Annotated in this window: 17 protein-coding genes; 12 read left to right on the top strand and 5 right to left on the bottom strand. The window is 51.0% G+C overall.

Features of this window, described 5'->3' with window-relative positions; all coding sequences use genetic code 11:
* Window positions 1-146: 146 nt before the first annotated feature.
* A complete protein-coding gene (locus FYJ60_RS03520) occupies window positions 147-1,706 on the bottom strand; it encodes a CapA family protein (protein ID WP_205838945.1) in 1,560 nt (519 codons plus the stop codon).
* 362 nt (window positions 1,707-2,068) lie between these two features.
* Between FYJ60_RS03520 and FYJ60_RS03525 the strand changes: the two genes are divergently transcribed.
* The 7 genes from FYJ60_RS03525 to FYJ60_RS03555 all read left to right on the top strand — a co-directional run bounded on the left by FYJ60_RS03525 (window position 2,069) and on the right by FYJ60_RS03555 (window position 8,087).
* On the top strand, window positions 2,069-2,581 hold the full coding sequence (locus FYJ60_RS03525; protein WP_154457192.1) for a QueT transporter family protein: 513 nt from the start codon (window positions 2,069-2,071) through the stop codon (window positions 2,579-2,581).
* Between the two features lie 99 nt (window positions 2,582-2,680).
* Window positions 2,681-3,313, top strand: coding sequence for a histidine phosphatase family protein (locus FYJ60_RS03530; protein ID WP_154457193.1), 633 nt, complete (start codon window positions 2,681-2,683; stop codon window positions 3,311-3,313).
* Window positions 3,314-3,477: 164 nt separating this feature from the next.
* Window positions 3,478-4,011 carry an LOG family protein gene (locus FYJ60_RS03535; RefSeq protein ID WP_154457194.1) on the top strand — a complete coding sequence of 178 codons (534 nt, stop codon included), beginning with the start codon at window positions 3,478-3,480 and terminating at the stop codon, window positions 4,009-4,011.
* Window positions 4,012-4,182: 171 nt separating this feature from the next.
* Window positions 4,183-5,013, top strand: a complete 831-nt coding sequence (locus FYJ60_RS03540) for a purine-nucleoside phosphorylase (protein ID WP_154457195.1) — start codon at window positions 4,183-4,185, stop codon at window positions 5,011-5,013.
* 133 nt (window positions 5,014-5,146) lie between these two features.
* Window positions 5,147-5,893 carry a YoaK family protein gene (locus FYJ60_RS03545; RefSeq protein WP_154457196.1) on the top strand — a complete coding sequence of 249 codons (747 nt, stop codon included), beginning with the start codon at window positions 5,147-5,149 and terminating at the stop codon, window positions 5,891-5,893.
* A gap of 202 nt (window positions 5,894-6,095) precedes the next feature.
* Entirely contained in the window at window positions 6,096-6,944 is an 849-nt protein-coding gene (locus FYJ60_RS03550; protein WP_154457197.1) for a TPM domain-containing protein, read from the top strand.
* 27 nt (window positions 6,945-6,971) lie between these two features.
* Complete coding sequence (locus FYJ60_RS03555; protein ID WP_154457198.1) at window positions 6,972-8,087, top strand: hypothetical protein; 1,116 nt, start codon at window positions 6,972-6,974, stop codon at window positions 8,085-8,087.
* A gap of 120 nt (window positions 8,088-8,207) precedes the next feature.
* Here the strand turns inward: FYJ60_RS03555 and FYJ60_RS03560 are convergent, their stop codons facing one another.
* Entirely contained in the window at window positions 8,208-8,930 is a 723-nt protein-coding gene (locus FYJ60_RS03560; protein WP_154457199.1) for a hypothetical protein, read from the bottom strand.
* A gap of 201 nt (window positions 8,931-9,131) precedes the next feature.
* Here FYJ60_RS03560 and FYJ60_RS03565 point away from each other — a divergent pair, with 201 nt between their 5' ends.
* Window positions 9,132-10,241: a DUF362 domain-containing protein gene (locus FYJ60_RS03565; RefSeq protein ID WP_154457200.1), complete on the top strand. Its 1,110-nt coding sequence runs from the start codon at window positions 9,132-9,134 to the stop codon at window positions 10,239-10,241.
* Between the two features lie 276 nt (window positions 10,242-10,517).
* Complete coding sequence (gene mnmA, locus FYJ60_RS03570; protein WP_154457201.1) at window positions 10,518-11,645, top strand: tRNA 2-thiouridine(34) synthase MnmA; 1,128 nt, start codon at window positions 10,518-10,520, stop codon at window positions 11,643-11,645.
* Between the two features lie 141 nt (window positions 11,646-11,786).
* Here the strand turns inward: mnmA and bsh are convergent, their stop codons facing one another.
* Window positions 11,787-12,776 (bottom strand): choloylglycine hydrolase, encoded by a 990-nt coding sequence (bsh, locus tag FYJ60_RS03575; protein ID WP_154457202.1) that lies wholly within the window; start codon window positions 12,774-12,776, stop codon window positions 11,787-11,789.
* Window positions 12,777-13,084: 308 nt separating this feature from the next.
* Between bsh and FYJ60_RS03580 the strand changes: the two genes are divergently transcribed.
* The 3 genes from FYJ60_RS03580 (at window position 13,085) to FYJ60_RS03590 (ending at window position 17,664) form a co-directional block, all read left to right on the top strand.
* The gene (locus FYJ60_RS03580) at window positions 13,085-14,026 is read left to right on the top strand and encodes a DUF1848 domain-containing protein (protein WP_154457203.1); all 942 of its coding nucleotides are present in this window, start codon (window positions 13,085-13,087) and stop codon (window positions 14,024-14,026) included.
* Window positions 14,027-14,105: 79 nt separating this feature from the next.
* Entirely contained in the window at window positions 14,106-17,090 is a 2,985-nt protein-coding gene (locus tag FYJ60_RS03585) for a DUF3427 domain-containing protein (protein ID WP_154457204.1), read from the top strand.
* Between the two features lie 151 nt (window positions 17,091-17,241).
* Complete coding sequence (locus FYJ60_RS03590; RefSeq protein ID WP_154457205.1) at window positions 17,242-17,664, top strand: (deoxy)nucleoside triphosphate pyrophosphohydrolase; 423 nt, start codon at window positions 17,242-17,244, stop codon at window positions 17,662-17,664.
* A 49-nt stretch (window positions 17,665-17,713) separates the two neighbouring features.
* On the opposite strand, the gene FYJ60_RS03595 is transcribed toward FYJ60_RS03590, so the two are convergent.
* Window positions 17,714-18,451 carry a GTP-binding protein gene (locus tag FYJ60_RS03595; protein ID WP_205838946.1) on the bottom strand — a complete coding sequence of 246 codons (738 nt, stop codon included), beginning with the start codon at window positions 18,449-18,451 and terminating at the stop codon, window positions 17,714-17,716.
* Between the two features lie 22 nt (window positions 18,452-18,473).
* Entirely contained in the window at window positions 18,474-19,865 is a 1,392-nt protein-coding gene (locus tag FYJ60_RS03600; protein WP_154457207.1) for an SLC13 family permease, read from the bottom strand.

The following is a 19,865-nucleotide window of genomic DNA, read 5'->3' on the forward strand; positions in this document are numbered from 1 at the left end:
GTTTGGATTCCTGGCGTTGTGCGCCCCGTCCGGGCTTCCTGCGTTTGTGCGCTTTGCCCGGACTCCTGGTGCTGTTGTGCGCCCGGCGGGCGCACGCTCTGTTTTATGGCGGGGAAACAGCAGGAAACACCGGTTCCGCCGATTCTTCAGTTTCCCTCTGCGGCAGTATCTTCCAGCGGATTGTCCATATACAGGAACTCGCTGCTGATATTGCTTTCCAGCACGTTTTTAATGTAGTCCAGAGAGAACTCCGGATTGGTCTCCCGTATTCCGTGGGCGTCAGCCTGCTCTTCTGTGTAATCAGAGAACAGAACCGTGTGGGAATCGGTTCCGCCGCTTCCGTAGTCGGTGACGGTGGGAACCAGCCGCGGGTTCTGGACGGTGCAGGTTTTTGTGCCGTCCCCGTTGTCCGTAAAGGAAAGCGTGCAGTCCAGCATGACCCCGATCAGCTCGTCCGGCTGTTCCTGTGTGGAGACCAGATTGCCGAGGGAGTACACGCAGAACACCTGCCTTCCGTCGGAGGCCTGAATCCATTCGCCGTCCTGGATGACATGCGGATGGTCGCCGATAATGACGTCCGCTCCCCAGTCCGCCATATTCTGGGCGGCAGCCCTTTGTTCGTCTGTTATATCGTGGCTGTCCTCCACGCCCCAGTGGCAGCTGACCACAACCGCGTCGGCTTCCTGCTTTGCCAGGGCAATCTGCTGCTGAATGGTGTCTGTCTCGCTCATGTAAATCACGCGCTCCGGCGTGTCTGCGGGTTCATCGTTGTTTGTCACCTCGGTGTAGGTCAGAAAGGCAATCTTATATCCGTTTTTCTCCAGGATGGGAATATTGCTGTAGTCTCCGGGCGTCCAGAGCCCGGTGGTGATAATTCCCTGATCCTTTTTCGTGTTCCAGAAATCCAGCGTGGCCTGGATGCCGTCTCCCAGATAGTCATACACATGGTTGTTGCTCAGACTGAAGACGTTAAAGCCGGCGTCAATCAGAGCCTGTCCGTCCTCTCCGGGAGTGGAGAAAACGGGATACCCGCTGGGCTCATAGACATCATTGATCAGCGTCTCCACGTCAATCCACGCGGCATCGTGTTCCTTAATAAAAGGAGACACGCCCTGGTAGAGATATCCGAAATCGTAGGTGCCGTCCGTGCTGCGGGCCGCCGCCTGTTCGTAAAGGCGCTGGTGAATCAGGTTGTCGCCGCAGGCAACAAGGCTGACCTGATTGACAGGCTCCGGGGTGACGGCCACGGCAGCCTGGGGTTCTTCCGCCGCGGCGGAATCGGAGGCCACGGCCTCCGAGGCGGAGGTACTTCCGGTTTCCACGTTATTGGAGGAGACTGCGGCCTGCGCCAGACGGCTGACCTGTTGATCCGCGTTTTTGGCCTGCAGGCGGATGGATATAATTCCGGCTATGGCAGCTGTGACAAGAAGGATGGCAAGAAGTGACTTCAGGATAATCTGCCGGCGGCGCTTTTTGCGCGCCCGGATCTTCCATTCCCGGTTTTTTCTACGTCTCTCAAGAGAGGCTCTTGCCCGTGCGCGGTCCTGCTCAAAGGTACTCTCGCTGCCGCTGTTTCTGCTTTCTGTATCGTCACCGCCTTCCCAGGAGGCGGATTCATCTATTGTGCTGTCATTGGAAGAAACGGCCTCCTCTGTAAAGGCGTGTTGGCGGCGGTTTTCTTCCGTTTCGGAATGATTTTTGTTCATAATCTGGTACTCCGGATTTTCGTTCTGTTTTCTGCTGCTGCCTGCTGTCCATTTCCCGTCTGCTGCAGACTGCGTACGCGGTCTGTGTTTGTCAACGCAGCGGTGGTTTGCTGTCCGGTTTCCGTCTGCTGTGGATTGCGCAAGCCGGTCTGTATTGGTATACGCAGCGGTGGTTTGCTGTCCGGTTTGCATCTGCCGCGGACAGCTGCTTCCGGCATTATAACACAGGCAGAAGCATTTGGGGCACCCTTGTGCTTTTTTATGCGGTATGCTATGGTATTCCTGCCTCCGGGCTGTGGCAGGCAAAACGTCAGTTCGAGACCTTCCTGACGAGAAAAACAAAACTAAAGGAGAAATTCAATATGGAACACAACAAAATACTATTTCTTACACAGGCAGCCATGATTGCGGCTGTCTATGTTGTTCTGACCTGCGTCTTTTCCGCGTTTTCGTTCGGAGAGGTGCAGGTGCGGGTTGCCGAGGCGCTTACCATCCTTCCGGTATTTACTCCGGCGGCGGTTCCCGGCCTTTTTATTGGCTGCCTGATCGGTAATATCTTTGGCGGGGCAGTTCTGCCGGACATTCTTTTCGGAAGCCTGGCTACCCTGGCGGGTGCGGTGGGAACACGGCTCCTGCGCAGAAAAAGCCCGGTGCTCTGTACGCTTTCGCCGATTCTTTCCAACACGATTGTCGTCCCGCTTGTTCTGCGGTACGCGTATGGCATCCGGATGCCGATTCCGTTCCTGATGCTGACGGTGGGAATCGGGGAGGTCATCGGATGCGGAGTCCTTGGCTTTCTGCTCTATCAGGTTCTGCGGAAGTATAAGGAAACAATTTTCAGGACAAGCCGTTTTGAACATTCTGCGGCGCACTGAGTGTGCCGCGTTCTGACGGCAGTGCCACAGCCGGCAGCCCTTTCATGGACAGGATTACAAAACAAGTCTGCCGGATGCCGCGGCAGTGGAGGAACGATCATGCACAGATTATATTTTCTCCGTCACGGAGAGACAAACATCAATGTGGAAGGCGGACGCTTTCAGGGGCAGATTGACACCCCGGAGGCAGATCTTACCGAAAACGGCATAGAGCAGGCCAGGCAGGCCCGCCGGGAATTTGCCCGGCTGGGGTTTTCCTACGAGCTTGTCTATTCCAGTCCTCTGAACCGTGCAGTCCGGACGGCGGTTCTGGTCTCCGGACGCCCGCAGGGTGAGATCATCCTGGACAGCCGTCTGCTGGAGATGAACTTCGGCCCGCTGGAGGGGATGACCTGGGATCACATGGAGCCGTCCAAATACAGGGCTATGATGGAGGATTTCGGAAATTATTATCCGGGTCCGGGAATGGAAAGCGGCGTGCAGCTGCTTGCACGGGTCAGCAGCTTTCTGGAGGATATGAAGCAGCAGAGTGCGGAGTCCGCGCTTGTTTCCACACACGGCGGAACCATCCGTGCCATGCTGACGCATCTGCACCAGATCGATTACCGCAGATTCTGGAAAAATCCGGTCGGAAACTGCGCGTGGTTTGAGCTGACACTGGTGGACGGGAAATGGGTTCTTACCGGACAGGATACCAAAAAAGAAAGAGATCCGGAGGCGCTGGAGTCCTGAAAACGGCTCCGGCGCCTTGCCGTTTTTCCGGACTGTGGATATAATGAGGCCGGGGTCAAAAGGTATTTTGCCCCCAAATGATGGCACGAACAGTCCCGTTTCTTGGAGGTTCCCGGGCATTGACATAGAAGGAACGCAAAAAGTCTGGCTGGTGTGAGGAAAATATGAATATTACAGTATATCTTGGCGCGAATAAGGGAAACGATCCGGCTCTTTCCAGAGCGGTACACGAGCTGGGAACATGGATCGGGGAGAGCGGAAATGCTCTTGTATACGGCGGATCCCGTTCCGGACTGATGGGGGAGCTGGCGCAGAGCGTCCTGGCCGCGGGCGGCGCGGTGACAGGGGTGGAGCCGGAGTTTTTTGTCGCGTCAGAATATCAGTATGATGAGATAACGAGGCTGATTGTCACAAAAGACATGGCAGAGCGGAAAGCAAAGATGATTGAGCTGGGAGACGCGTTCCTGGCGTTTCCGGGCGGAACCGGGACGCTGGAGGAAATTGCAGAGGTCATGTCCGCGGTGTCCCTGGGACATCTGGACGCGCCGTGTATCCTGTACAATCTGAACGGATATTACAATGATCTGAAGCGGCTTCTAAGGCACATGATAGAGATGGGGCTTTCTTCCCCGGAGCGGCAGAAAGGGATAAGCTTCGCGGACAATCTGGCGGAAATCCGCAGGATTCTTTCTCCATGACGAGGGGGTTCTGCGGAGTCTTGAAGAACCGGGGGCAGGGTCATGCAGGGCTGAGACCACAGAATCCAGGGCAGGCCGGAAGGCCGGGGATGGTTTGAGACTGTCTGTCCTGGTTGGCTGCACAGCCTGTACGCCCTAAATGAATGATATACAACAGAGGAGAACGCCGGTATGGCAGAGATCTATGAAGAATTAAAGGCAGCGCTTGCGTCTGTGCGCAGTAAAACGGATTTTGTTCCGGAAATCGGGCTGACGCTGGGCTCAGGCCTGGGAAGCCTGGCGGAAAGCATGGACGTCGAGTGCAGAATCAATTACCGGGAGATTGCGGGTTTTCCCATCTCCACGGTTGCCGGGCATGACGGAAGCTTTCTTTTCGGAAAAATAGCCGGGCGGCGTGTGGCTGCCATGAGCGGAAGGGTTCATTATTATGAAGGATATCCCATGAAGAAAGTGGTCATGCCGGTTCGTCTGATGCGCCTTCTGGGTGCGCAGGCGGTTTTGCTGACCAACGCGGCAGGCGGCATCAATCAGACATTCCGTCCGGGAGACCTGATGCTGATTACCGACCACATCTCCCAGTTCGTCCCGGATCCGCTGATCGGGTCGAATCCGGAGGAGCTGGGTCCAAGGTTTCCGGACATGACATGCGTCTATGACCGGGAACTGCGGGAGACTGTACTCCGCGCGGCGGAAATGCAGGGGACGAACATCCGGCAGGGCGTCTACCTGCAGACGGCCGGACCCGCCTATGAAACCCCGGCGGAAATCCGGATGTTCCGGAGTATGGGAGCAGACGCGGTGGGGATGAGTACGGTCTGCGAGGCTATTGCCGCCCGCCACTGCGGTCTGCGGGTATGCGGCATCTCCTGTATTACTAATATGGCGGCCGGTATTCTGCCGGATCAGCCGCTGAGCCACGAGGAAGTACAGGAGACAGGGAGGAAGGCAGGGCGGAAATTTGAGGATCTGTTGAAGCAGACGATCCGGGATATTTCTTTGTAAGGCGGATTTCCCTGCGGAACTCAAAAAATGGGAAGTCGGCTGAAACTATCCCTATCCGCAGGCGGGCCGCATCGACAGGTTTCCCTGCGGAGCGCAGAAAAGAGAGCGGGAAATCGGAGGAAAGACAGAAGGAATGAGACATCACATAGAAGCGTCATCAAAAAACGATACAAACCAGGAGTTTTTTCTTGAGTGTGAAAAACACTGGGTATTCTGGTCGCTGATCCTGGTGGGCGGCTTTTACGGAGCCTATACCTTTATGGCCAGAGGAGGCGTGTTCTGCAACGCCCAGACAGCAAATGTTGTGCTCCTGTCCATGGCAATCGGTAGCGGGGACTGGGAAAAGGCACTGTACCTGCTTATCCCGATTTCCGCCTATTTCATGGGGGCAATTCTGTCGGAGTTCCTGGCAAAAAAAGTCAAGCGCTTCCGCATGCTGCGCTGGGACACCATTCTGGTGGGATTTGAAATTCCGGTGGTTATACTGCTTGGGGCACTTCCCGCCAGCGCACCGGACCAGATCTGCCAGGTCACGCTGAATTTTATCTGTTCCATGCAGTTTAATACCTTCCGCCAGAACGAGGGAATACCTATGGCCACTACCTTTGTGACCAATCATATCCGCCAGACGGGCAGCAACCTGGTAAAAGCGGTTCGGGACAAGGATCCGAAGGCGGATCTCCGGTGGAAGATGCATGGCTCCATGATTCTGTTTTTCCTGGTCGGGGGGATTTTTTCCACGCTTTTGTGCGAGGCGTTTTCCGTCCGGGCCATCTGGGGAATTATTCCGGTTCTTTTTTATACCTTTATACGGCTGATGATTGCGGACCGGACATACGAAAGAGAACTGCTGGCCAAGGTGCCAAGAGGACATTCCTGAAACAGCGGAAACAGGGCTTGCCAGAGAAGGATGATTCCCATATAGTTAATTCTATAAGGATCCCGGCACAGTTCCGGCAGACGGATAGATTCCTTCTGTAGGGACTGCGGTACGGTTCTGACAGACGGAAAGCCTTTCAAATGAATGGATTCAGGGAAGGTTCTTCTTCTATATCATTAACACAGATTTTCGGAGAAACGCCATGAAAAATGACCAGAGAAAACGGAAAGCCAGACAAGCAGCGGGGAAGGCAGGCATCGCGCGGTGTCTTCTGCTGTTTCTGCTCCTGTCGGCAGCGCTTCTTCCGGCATTCGGAGCCGCAGGTGTCCCGGTGTTTGCGGACACTTCCGGAAGCTCTGCTTATGTGACGGATTCGCAGGAACTTCTGACGCGGGAGGAAGCAGATCAGCTGGCAGAGGCGTGCGGGGAATTTGCGGAAAAATATGACTGCAATATTTTCTTTGTGTCGGCCGGGGATCAGCAGATCGGAGAAAACCACACGGAGGAAGACGACCAGACCTATCTGGAAAATTTCAATGAGCAGAATTTCGGCGCGGGCTCGGATTCCGTCGGCCTGCTGATTGATATGGATCTCCGGTATTATTATATCGATATCATGGGGGATCAGGCGCTTCAGGTTTTTACGGATCAGAAGCAGGCAAAGCTGCGGGATGCCGTCGAAGAAGAGCTGGCACAGGGAAATTACGCGCAGGCGGCATTTACCTTTGTGGATAAGGCGGATTACTGGTACGGACGGAACCCGAAGTCCGGCAGCTATGTCATGTGGACCCTGATCTCCATCGGGGTGGCGGCGCTGATCGTGTTCTTCTGGTACAGGTCGGCAGCGGCAAAGCATAAGGAGCAGCATGTGTCCGCAGAAGCGGCGGCGTATGTCCGTCCGAATTCTTTCCGGCTGTCTGTCCGTCAGGACCGGTTTTTACGAACCTATGTGACGCGGGTGGCAAAGCCGAAAAACGATGGCGGCGGAGGAACCTCAACCCATTCATCGGGCAGCGGGACCAGTCATAGCGGGGGCGGCGGTCATTTCTGACGGAATACAGAAGAAGGGCGGGTAGATATGGCAAACCAGACCTATAAATGTCTGAACTGCGGAGGCGAGCTGAACTGGGATCCGGCCAGTCAGAAGCTGAAGTGTCCCTACTGCGGTTCGGAATTTGACCTTTCTGTTTTTGAACAGAAGGAGGAAAAGGCAAAGCAGGATATCCGGGATAAGGCCTATGAGAAGGGAGCCAGTGCCGAGGAGAGCGGACAGACCAGGTCCACGGATGACACGGAGGTGCGTCCGGAGGATCTGCGGGTCTATAAATGCTCTGTCTGCGGGGCGGAGGTGATTACGGACAAGACGACGGTAGCCACCTCCTGCGCGTTCTGCGGGAATCCGGTCATTCTGGAAGAAAACCTGGACACACAGTTCCATCCGGACGCCATTATCCCGTTCCGCATCAGCAGGGAGGAAATCAAGGGGCTTTATACCCAGTACCTGAAGTCCAGACCCTTTACGCCGCGGGATTTTTATACCGATGCCCATATCCAGAAGATCAAGGGAATCTATGTCCCGTTCTGGCTCTACGATATGCCGATGGAGGGACAGCTTCACGGAACCGGCGAGCGCGTCAGCTCCTATTCCGACAGCAATTATATCTACACGAAGCACGATGTATTTGAGGTTGAGAGAGAGGGGACGCTTCAGATTGACAGCCTTCCGGTTGACGCTTCCTCTAAAATGCCGGACGAGGCGGTAGACAGCATCGAGCCGTTTGACTACAAAGACCTTGCGCCGTTTAAAATGGCCTACATGCCGGGGTTCTTCGCGGAACGCTATGATGAGGACGCCTCGTTCTGCAGTTCCCGTGCCCTGAAGAGGGCAGGGCAGACCACAGTGGAAATGCTTCGCGGCACCGTAACAGGGTACAGCAGCGTGACCGTGACCGGCAGCAGCACCGGCGTGCAGGGAGGGGAAAAAGGCGTGCGCTCCCGCTATGTCCTGATGCCGGTTTATCTGCTCTATACAAAATACAAGGGAAAAGATTACCTGTTCTCCATGAACGGGCAGACCGGAAAGGCGGTCGGAAATGTGCCCATCGACGGGAAGAGAGCCGCCCTTTTCTGGCTGATCCGTTTTCCCATTGTTCTGGCAGCGGCGCTGCTGATCAACCTCCTTATTTTCGCGTAAACGCGTTGATTTGGGTTTCTTCCATATATCCGGCATGGAAATATTTCCCCATATCTTTGCGTAAACGCGATGATTTGGCACCAAAATATAAATTTCGGTTGTTATTGGCTTCGTGCTCTTTCAGGACATCCCCATCAGAAGAGAGGTCAGACTTTCTTCCGTAATGCCCTTACCTTCTTCCCCTGCGTCACAGGAAACCGCATAATGATAAGAATCCACGCTGAAGGTGGCTTCGTTGATCCGGGTTCCGTCTCCCCTGCAGGTGACGGGCAGCCCCTTCATGGAATATTCCCAGGTGGAGGAGTATTCGCTGTAATCGCCGGACAGGGTCTGCCCCTCGGTGTCCGTGGATTTCCGGATGGTCAGGGTATCGCTTCCGTTGGAGTAGTCCGCTTCGATGGTTCCGTCCATGTAGAGGTATGTCTGCAGGGTAAGACCGTCATAGAAGGACAGCGCCGCGTCAATCGGAGGTGTGAAATCCACGCCGGATCCTTCCACCGCTTCCTCCAGGGAAGAAGTCTCTGTCCATGGGTTCGGAATCTGCGCAGAACCGCTTTCTGTTCCTCCAGACGAAGCTTCTGCGGAAACAGAGGAACTTGTTCCGGTGTCGGTGCTGTCTGCGGAGACAGAGGATGCTTTTTTTGTACTGTCTGCAGAGGCAGAGGCATCCGCAGGCGCTTTCTGTGCTGCGGATGAGCCGGAAGATGCCGTGCCGGTTTCAGAGACAGAGGCAGACGCGGCGGTTTCGGAAGCCGCGTGCACACCACATCCGGAGAAAGTACCGGTTCCGGCCAGAACAGCCGCCAGAACAAGAGCGGCGGCAGAAACTGTTCTTTTCATCATTATCACTCCTTTCCCCAAAGCGGGGTTTTATCATACATGCAGGTTCTCCTCCGCGGTTGTAAAAGCAGGGAAAAGAAACTGCAGATTCAGGGGTCTGCGTTCAGTATACCATATTCCGGATTTGTCGTGACGCCGGAGATGTTATAATATAAAAGCCACGGGACAGCGAAGAACCTCAGAAGGAACGGGAGAAGAAGAAAAATGATCAGAAAAAATCAGATCTGGAAAATATACGGTACTGAATATAAAAAAATGACCATGGAGCTTCTGGAAAAGACGGATCTGGCAGCTTTGATTTCAGACCGAAAGCTGCGTATCGGCATTAAGCCAAATCTGGTGTGTCCGACTCCGGCGGATTTCGGAGCGACCACCCATCCGGAGATCGTCGCGGGAATTCTGGAGTATCTGCAGGGACACGGCTTTTCCCATCTGGTCATGGCAGAAGGCTCCTGGGTGGGAGACAGAACGTCAGAAGCACTGGAATACTGCGGGTATCGGGAGCTTTCGGAGCGTTATGGTGTGGAATTTAAGGATACAAAAAAGCTTCCCTTTCATGCGGCTGACTGCGGCGGCCTGGAACTGAATCTTACGGATATCGTGGACGAGGTGGATTTCTGGATCAATGTTCCGGTGCTGAAGGGACACTGCCAGACAAAAATGACCTGCGCGCTGAAAAATATGAAAGGACTGCTTCCGGATTCGGAAAAGCGCAGATTCCACCGGATGGGTCTGCACAAACCCATTGCCCATCTGTCCGCGGGCATCCGCCAGGACTTTATTGTTGTGGACCATATCTGCGGAGACCCTGATTTCGAGGAAGGAGGCAGTCCGCTTGTCCGGAACTGCATCATGGCATCCCGCGACCCGGTACTTACGGACAGCTATGCCTGTGCCCTGCTCGGGCTGTCGGCAGCGGATGTGCCGTATGTCGGCATGGCGGAAAAACTAGGCACGGGGACGGCAGACCTGAAAAATGCAGAAATTATCTGCCTGAACGGCGGCGAAGAAGAGCGGGAGGAAGGAAATGCAGCGTCCCGCCGGGTTCTGGATGTCTCCTACGCCGTGGAGGAAGTGGATTCCTGCAGCGCCTGTTACGGGAGCCTGATCCCGGCTTTGTACCGCTTAAAAGAGGAAGGACTGCTGGATCAGCTGAAGGATAAAATCGCTATCGGCCAGGGGCATCAGGGGAAAACAGGGAAGCTCGGAATCGGGCGGTGCACAAAGAATTTCGCGTTCAGTATTCCGGGCTGCCCGCCGGACGAGGAAAAAATATATCAGGAACTGAAGAAATATATTCTGGCGGAGACGTAACAGCTTTGCATCCCGGATTTCCGCTGCTTACCGCAGATACATTTCCGGTAAGATTCCGGCCGGATAAAGGAAGCTTTTAGCACTGCTAGTTTAATTTATGCCGCCCCGGCAGCTAGGCATGCTCGGAGTTATCGTCTGAGCTGGTATTGTGTTTTATCTTGACTGCCCGGCAGAAGGGTATTCGTAGAGTTTTCATCTGAGCCGTTGTTTTGTTTGATTTTATTTTAACTGCCCCGGTCACGGGGCATACCGGTTTTTGTGAGGTTGAATGATAAAATGGAAAAGGAGAATAGTTCCGTAAAGACAGCGCTGATTGCCATGAGCGGAGGAGTGGACAGCTCGGTTGCGGCCTACATCATGCACCAGAAAGGATATCGGTGCATGGGCACGACCATGCGCCTGTTTTCCAACGGAGAAATTCACAGAGAGGGAGCGCACACCTGCTGCTCCGCAAAGGATGTGGAAGACGCGGCCATGGTGGCGGAGGAAATAGGGATTCCCTATGGCGTCATCAATATGATGGATGATTTCAATGAAAAGATCATTCAGAAGTTTATCCGCGTCTACGAGGAAGGCGGGACGCCCAATCCGTGTATCGACTGCAATCGTTACATGAAGTTTGACAAGCTGATGGAATTCGCGCATGAAAACGGCTATGACTATATTGTGACAGGCCATTACGCGCGGATCGAGAGAGATGAAAACACAGGCCGCTGGCTGCTGAAAAAGGCGGTGGATTCCACCAAGGATCAGAGCTATGTCCTGTATTCCCTGACGCAGGAACAGCTGGCGCACACACAATTTCCGCTGGGAGAACTGCGGAAAACAGAGGTGCGGAAAATTGCCGGAGCCCTGAAATTTGTCAATGCCGATAAACATGACAGCCAGGACATTTGCTTTGTCCCCGACGGGGATTATGTTGAATTTATCGAAAATTACACCGGAAAAGCACACGCCCCGGGAGATTTTCTGGATCTGCAGGGAAACAAAATCGGAACACACCAGGGCGCCATCAGTTATACCATCGGCCAGAGGCGGGGACTGCATCTGGCCATGGGCGAACATGTGTATGTCTGCCGTAAGGATATGAAAAACAACACCGTCACGGTAGGTCCGGGACAGGCGCTTTTCTCCCGTACGCTGATTGCGGATGACATGAACTGGATTTCCATTCCGGAGCTGTCCGGCCCCATGCACGTGGCCGCAAAAGCAAGATACCGTCAGAAGGAGCAGCCTGCCACAGTATGGCCGCTGAAAGACGGAAAAATCCGCCTGGTATTCGATGAGCCGCAGCGCGCGCTGACTGTGGGACAGGCCCTTGTCCTGTACGACGGAGATGTTGTCGTCGGAGGCGGCACAATCACAGAAGTGCCGGAAGAAGAGCCCGTCGGTTCCGCCGGTTAAGCAGATGGTGTCCGGCAGCCGCTTAACCAGCCTGTTTGAACATAAGGTAATAAGATTACTAAAGCCTTTCTGTTAAGCAGATGGTGTCCGACAGCCGCCGAATCAGCCTGTTTAGGCATAAACTGCAGAAACAGGGATTTCTCAGTTCATCATGCGGATCTGCTCCTGCTTTTCCAGCTCGTAGGTGACAAGCTCCGTACCGTCCAGATTTTCATGGTGCATGTCTACACCGGTAATCTGGCTGTTTTCGTAGGTGGTGTAGTAGTAAATCCCTTTTTCCATATTGCAGCAGGAGCTGTAAATGGTGTATTCACAGAGGTCATTTCCTTTTTCGTCTTTACCCAGACGGCAGCATCCTTTTTGCTGTTCTACGGAACCCAGAATCTTGAAAAACTGCCCGATGCTTTCTTCCTCGCTGCTCCCCGACAGGGAATTCATCTTTGTAAAAGCCACCTTTACAAAACGAGAGGCGGAGGAGAGATCTCCGGGAATGCCCATGCCGCCCATTCCGCGGCTGTAGGGATTCATACTCATTCCGGGAATCAGGCGGTTCTCCGGCAGAGACGCGGAAGCGTTCATATAATCCTGCAGGTGAGTCAACTGATAGTCAAAGGTCGGGTTGTTTGTCATAACACCGACGGGATTGTCGTATATCTTGCCTCCCTCTGCGGTCTGCTCAAAAACAATGGATTCCGCCGGATCTGCAATCATCCAGTGAAGCGGAGACGGGGGAAGCTCTTTGGCAAAAGCATCATCGGTCAGGTTGATTCGTTCCAGAAGCACGCGTGCCTCCTTCACGGTCGCGCATTTTCCCAGAATCCATGAAATAAATTCAAAGGAGGCCACGTTGTCTCTGTCCCCGGCAACCGGACGGTAGCAGGCATTGCCCGGAAAATTAAGACCGGCCATGCTGAGTCCTTTTTCATTGGTCGCATCGTAGTACAGCGGGTAGCCGGAAACGACAAAGGCCATGCCGATCATGGCATAATGTGTAACCATGTCGTCCATATGGCGCATAGGAAGAACCTTATTCCTGGGGGTGATTGTCACCGTCTCGTGGTATGAAAATTCCAGATCCAGGTTCCGCCCGAAGTAATGATTTTTGGTTGCGTAAACAGCAGCGGTGCACATTGCAATACCTCCCTTGTGAAAAATAATTTAAGTGGTATAAAAAAACAGACAACTTCTGCAGCCGTGTCCATCCTCACGCAGTCAGGGCGTTCCGCTTTTCCCTGCCGCTGCGTGCGCATGACAGTTCATACATGGATGCATGTGCCCTGTCATACACTGTGTTCAGACTGATACATTCAGTGTACCACAGAGGGAGGATTCCGGTATAATAAAAAGAAAATTTCCCATGGCATTGGCATCCTGCCTGCGGCTCCTGTGCCGACAGCGGGACTATAAGGGCACAGAGCCGAATAGAAAAGGGGATATCTATGATTATCAATACAGGACAGCGGACGGATATACCGGCTTTTTACAGCAGGTGGTTTTACAATCGCATCCGTGAGGGCTATGTCTGTGTACGCAATCCTTATTTCGAGACGAAAGTAACCCGTTACAGACTGACCCCGGATGTGGTGGATCTTCTGTGCTTCTGCACCAAAAATCCGGCGCCGATGCTGGACAGACTGCAGGAGCTTTCGGCCTATCGGCAGTTCTGGTTTGTAACCATTACACCTTACGGAAAGGACATAGAACCGCATGTACCGGAAGCAGATAAGGTTATCCGGTCATTTCAGCGCCTGTCTGAAATGGTGTCTCCCCGCTGTATCGGCTGGCGTTACGATCCGATCCTGATCACGGATCAATATTCGGTAGATTTCCATGTCCGGTCTTTCCGTCGGATGTGCGGAATGCTGCAGGGCTATACCCATCAGGTTGTCATCAGCTTTCTTGACCTGTACGAAAAAACAAAGCGGAATTTTCCGGAAGCAAGAGAAGTAACGCAATCCGAAAGGCTTGAAATAGGAAGGGCGTTTTCTGAAATCGGAGCTTCTTTTCACATGAATATGCGGACCTGCCTGGAAGGAGAAGATCTGGAGCCCTTTGGCTTTGACTGCTCCGGCTGTATGACAAAACAGGTTCTGGAACAGGCGATGGGAGAGGAATTCTGCATTCCCTCCTCCGCAGCGCCGCAGGCAAGGCCGGGATGCAGCTGTCTGATCGGAAATGATATCGGCGCCTACAACAGCTGCGGACACGGCTGCCGCTACTGCTATGCCAACCAGGATATGGGGATTGTCCGGACAAGAATGAAATGGCATGATCCCGACTCCCCCTTTCTGATCGGAGGTTCCATGCCGGGGGACGAAGTACACGATGCCGTGCAGAAGCGTTGGGCCACCGGGCAGATGGTACTGCCGCTTGGGGGATAATGAGATAAAAGAAACTTGGCTGGAATGAGGAAAAGAGATAACGGGAATGGTATTTCAAATACAGAAGGTGCGGTAAGAGATGGACAATATTCGTAGGAAAGTTCTGAATGAATATGCGAAGAAGATAGAGGATGGGGCGTATTCAGCATTTATTGATGGAACACATAATACAAATCTGGCCTATAAGCCAGAGTTTGTTTCAAATAATTATAGAGAAGGAAGGAAAGTTCTCTCCACTATTGAATCCGAACTGCTGCGTTGTGAGAAGTTCTATATCAGTGTGGCATTTATCACGCTGAGCGGAATTACGCCTCTTCTTCAAACGCTGAAGGAATTGGAAATGAAAGGAATTCCTGGGAAAATTCTTACAACAGATTATCTTAACTTCAGCGATCCAAGAGCAATTCATAAACTGCAAGAGCTGACCAATATAGAGATACGTATGTATATGGCAGATGAAGCAGAAGGCTTCCATACCAAGGGTTATATTTTTGAGAATAAAGAGATATACCGTATTATTGTGGGCAGTTCCAATCTGACTATGACAGCGCTGACGAGGAACAAAGAGTGGAACACAAAAATAGTATCTACGGAAGATGGAGAATACGCGGAAAAGATACGACAGGAGTTTCAGGAACTGTGGAGTTCGGAGAACACCAAACGCTATGACCAGTTCATGCCAGCCTATCAGACGGCATATGAAGTCAGTCGGGAGCAGCGAAGAATAGCGAAAAAGGCATTCCAAAATAGCCTTGCTATAGATCTTGAGACTTATCGGCTGAAACCAAACTCCATGCAGGTCGGCTTTATCAAAAATTTGAAAAAAATGATAAAGGAAGGAAAAAAACGAGCGCTCCTTATTTCGGCTACGGGGACGGGCAAGACCTATGCCTCGGCTTTTGCCATGCGAGAAGAAAATCCGGAAAAGATGCTTTTTATTGTTCATAGAGAGCAGATCGCAAAGCAGGCGATGGCAAGCTATAAGAGGGTATTTGGAAACACAAAGACATTTGGCCTGCTGTCCGGAAATTCTAAGAATTATGATGCAGATTATCTTTTTGCAACGATGCAGATGATGGCAAAAGATGAAACGCTGCAGCATTTTGAAAGGGATGAGTTTTCATTTATCACGATTGATGAAGTGCATAAATCCGGATCGGCAAGCTACCAGAAAATTCTGAGATATTTTCATCCAAAGTTCTGGCTCGGTATGTCTGCTACTCCGGAAAGGACGGATGGTTACGATATTTATCAGCTTTTCGATCACAACATTGCCTATGAGATTCGTCTGCAACAGGCGATGGAGGAAAATCTGCTCTGTCCATTCCACTATTTTGGCATCACGGATTTGATCCTTGACGGTGAAATTTCACAAGATGAATCCTTTTTGGAAAGGACAGATCCAGCGGAAAGAATTCGGCAGTTTAATTACCTTACGAGCGATGCCAGGGTAGATTATATTTTGGCAAAGGCTGCGTATTATGGGCATAGTGGTGATCGGGTGAAGGGCTTGATGTTCGTCAGCCGCCGAGAGGTCGGTGAGAATCTCTCGCAGAAACTCAATGAGAGAGGGCTTCGGACAGTATTCCTGTCAGGTGAGACTTCTCAGGAAAAGAGAGAGAACTATATTGAGAGACTGAGCACAGATAATCCAGACGCTGATCTGTTGGATTATATTCTTACAGTCGATATTTTTAACGAAGGAGTCGATATCCCTGAAGTTAATCAGGTGATCCTGCTACGGCCGACACAGAGCCCAATCATTTTTGTGCAGCAGCTTGGCCGGGGACTTCGAAAGGCAAATAACAAGGAATTTGTTGTTATTCTTGATTTTATCGGAAATTATACAAATAACTATATGATCCCGATCGCACTGTCCGGTGACCGTTCTTATAATAAAGATAATATGCGCCGTTATGTAGCGGATGGCGCACGGGTGATACCGGGAAGTTCTTCGATTCACTTTGATGAAATTTCGCGAAAACGGATCTATGCGGCAATCGACAGTGCAAATGTGAATGACATAAAGCTGATGCGCGGGAATTATGAGAATCTGAAGTTTAAGTTAGGGCGAATTCCTACCTTGCGCGATTTCGATGAATATGGTGAAATGGATGTACTGCTTATCATAGGCAAATGTGGATCCTACCACAATTTTCTCGTAAAATATGAAAAAGAATACAAGATCAGGCTTACCGAGCGGGAAACAAGAGTTATCGAATTCGTTTCGTTAAAACTTGCGGATGGGAAACGGGCGGAAGAACTTCTTTTGCTAAAGCATGCTCTTGAGGCACCGGAGAATATTTTTTCCGGGTGTGCCGCACCTATTCAGGATTCTTTCAGGCTCAATGTGATCAATTACCTGACAAATGAATTTCCTACCGGGGCGGGGAAAAAGAAATTTTCGGATTGTGTTCTGATTCAACCAAATGGATCGGGTAATGGGGACTATAATCTGTCGGAATCGTTTCGCAAGATGTTGGGAGATCCGGAATTTCGGGCAATTCTTGCGGAAGTACTGGATTTCGGACTGTACAGAAATAAAAGAGATTATAGCAATACTTATCGAGATACAAAGCTGGTTCTCTACCGCAAATATACCTACGAGGACGTCTGTCGCTTGCTGAATTGGGAGCACAATGAAGTGCCACTTAATATTGGTGGCTACAAATATGATCCGAAGACAAAAACATTTCCGGTATTTGTGAATTACATAAAGGATGAGTCGGTCGCGGCGACACAGCAGTATGAGGATATTTTCACTGCGCCGGATCGCTTGACAGCGATTTCCAAATCAGGGCGAACACTTACTTCTGATGATGTGCAAAATTTTCTGCGGTGCGAAGAACGTGGTATCGCCGTACATCTTTTTGTTCGGAAAAATAAAGATGATAAGGTGTCAAAGGAGTTTTACTATCTTGGCAGAATGTTCCCGGATAAGACCATGCAGCCGGAAGAATTTATCCTCCCCGGCACAGATAAAACTGCTGTCCGGATGTACTGGAAGCTGGATGTACCGGTCAGGGAAGATTTGTACGAATATATTACGGAAAAAGAGCTTTGAAAGTTTTAGATGATAACGCTTTTGAATGAGATGTACTAAGAGGGGTAGGCAGTGTGAAGTTTTTTTGAAAAAGCCAGCGCCAGCGTCAAAGCAAAAGGTTCTAATGATCTTTGGAAATTTATAGACATTATAGATACAGGGAGAAAACAAGATGAGAAAAATACATGTTGCCTGTGCTGTTATCCTGCATGATGGAAAGATTTTCGCGACCCAGCGTGGTTACGGTGAATATAAGGATGGCTGGGAGTTTCCCGGCGGAAAGATCGAGGAAGGGGAAACGCCGGAACATGCGATTGTGAGAGAAATTCGGGAAGAATTAAATACAGAAATTGAGCCGGTTCGGCTGCTCGATACAATCGAAGAAGATTACCCGACATTTCACATCTCCATGAAATGCTTTTTATGCCGGGTGAAGAGCGGAAAACTGGAACTTCTGGAGCACGAGGCTGCGCGTTGGCTGGACAGGGAGCATCTGTATGATGTCGCATGGCTTCCGGCAGATCTGGAGCTGGTAAGAAATCAGGTGGAGAAACTGCTGGCGGATGGGGAGAAGGACGCTGCCCCGAAGGCATGATTTGCAGTGAGAAAGAAAACCGCTGCACCTGAAATGGTGTGGTGTTTTTTCAAAATCGTATTCTGATTTTTATCTTTCGCCTTTCTGATCGGTCAGAATCTATATACTTGGAACTGAGCTGATTTTCGGAGAAAGAAAATAGATTTTCATACTTCAATTGTCCAATCGGAGTAAAATAATTCTGATATTCAGGACAGAGCTCTTGATAAAAATTCATGCTCAGGATTCTGGTATCTGCAAGGTTTTTTTCGTTCAAAGGAAGGATCAGCGCATTTTTGTTGTGCTCCCGGATAGACTGCAGGCAAGACATAAATTGTTCGGGAACCAGTGCATTGCACCGGTTCATTATAATAATCGGAGCCTCGGCAATTTGATTCCAGAGTAAGCTTCCCATGATGTGCATACGCGCAGGTAAATGCTGCATATTCAGAATATGACAGAATAGTCCGGGAGCACAGTCGGGGATGAGGTGGAGGAGGGGAAGGAGGTCTTTTATTCTTCCGGCTCCGCAGAGTTCAATGATAAAACGTTCCGGATTATCTTCGGCCAGGGATTCCTGCATGAAATGGATAAGTTCTGTTTGTCCGCTGCAGCAGATACATCCTCCGAGAATAGGGTAGATACGGAAACAATCCGGGTTGGAAGCAGAATAGGCTATGGATCCCTCTTCGTTAAGAAATAACACATTCCGTTTTCGCGGAAGTTGCACCTTCTGTATTGACTGTATTAGCGAAGTTTTACCGGCACCTTTGGCGCCGGTAAAACAGTCTGTGAATATTGTTTTCATATTATCTTTGAGAACACCCTCTCTATAATCCAAACAGCCTGGAATAATAAGGAAGAAAAGCCATAATTCCACACATGCAGAGGGAGGGCAGTATGCCATATTTCAGTAAATCAAGAGGCTTATAATAGCCATAACCATAGCTGAACAAATAGATTGGTTCAATCCAGAGCAACATAGGCGCGCAGGCCCAGAAAGCTGGCAGAGCCAGAAGAGCAGCGGGAGTTGCTCCACTTACGGCGACTAGAGAGAGCAGAGGCGCCCCGAAAAGGGCAACAATAGCCGGAGCTGTCGGAATGAAAGCGCGGATGATACAGATTACCAATCCCAGAACAAAGAACATAGGGATCAGGCTCCAGCCGGCGATACCGGAGAAGAGTCGTGCTACAATCCAGTCCATGATTCCAGTGGAAGTCATCCCGCCGATTAGAACGCCGACAGATCCAATGGTCAGACAGAGATCCCAGTTAATTCTTGCGGCAGTTGCCTTCCAGTCCAGGACGGCAATGCCGGGGAAAAACAGGACGGCCATTCCGACAACTGCAACAACAGTAACATTCAGAACGGAAACCCAGGTGCCAAGAAGCCAGCAGATAAGCATAGCAGCAATGATCAGTATAGTCTTTTTCTCTTGAATTTTCAGAGAACCGGTTTTTTCCAGATTATCCTGAAGAGTGTGGATAGCTTCTGAGGATATATCTTCTGGTTTGTATAGGTGAACAATCCACAGTGAACCAATCAGGATGCACAGAAGCGCCAGCGGGGCAAAGAACAGAACCCATTGCAGAAAGGACATCGTGATTCCCTGTGTTTCCAGAAGCTGGATGATTAAAAGGTTTCCTGGAGTTCCCGCAGGTGTAATCAGGCCGCCTACGCCTGCAGCGCAGGGAATTCCAATCATCAGGCTTTTTCCCAGATTGGAGTTTCCCGGCTCACAGTTATTGGCTTTCAGAAGTGCCAGACCGAGATTCAAATAAATAATACATGTAGAAAGATTTGACATTATGCCAGAGGTCAGACCACAGGCAAACATGATTGCGATTACAAGTTTTTTAGGGTCACCTTTTGCCAAGCGGGTCAGAACATTGCATATTCTGAGAGGTACAGACGTGTTTTCCAATGCCAGAGAAATTGCAAAGGTTGCGATTGCAAAGAAAAAGGCTGTTCCGCCAAAGGAAGAATAAACATCTTCCAGTTTCATGACGCCCAGCCCTGGCATAAGGAACATCATCAGCAGGGCAGTAACACACATTGGTAATGAATTTAAAATCCACATCAGGATTGTTCCGAAGAATACCGCCAGGGACAGCAGGCCAACTCTTGTGACACCGTCTGCCAGCGGTATTATCTCGGCGGCAATAATCAAGATGGCGCACAGAAGAAGACCGGTGATTGATTTTCTGGCAGATGTTTTCAT

This window comes from Bilifractor porci, assembly GCF_009696005.1.
Classification (GTDB): Bacteria; Bacillota; Clostridia; order Lachnospirales; family Lachnospiraceae; genus Bilifractor; species Bilifractor porci.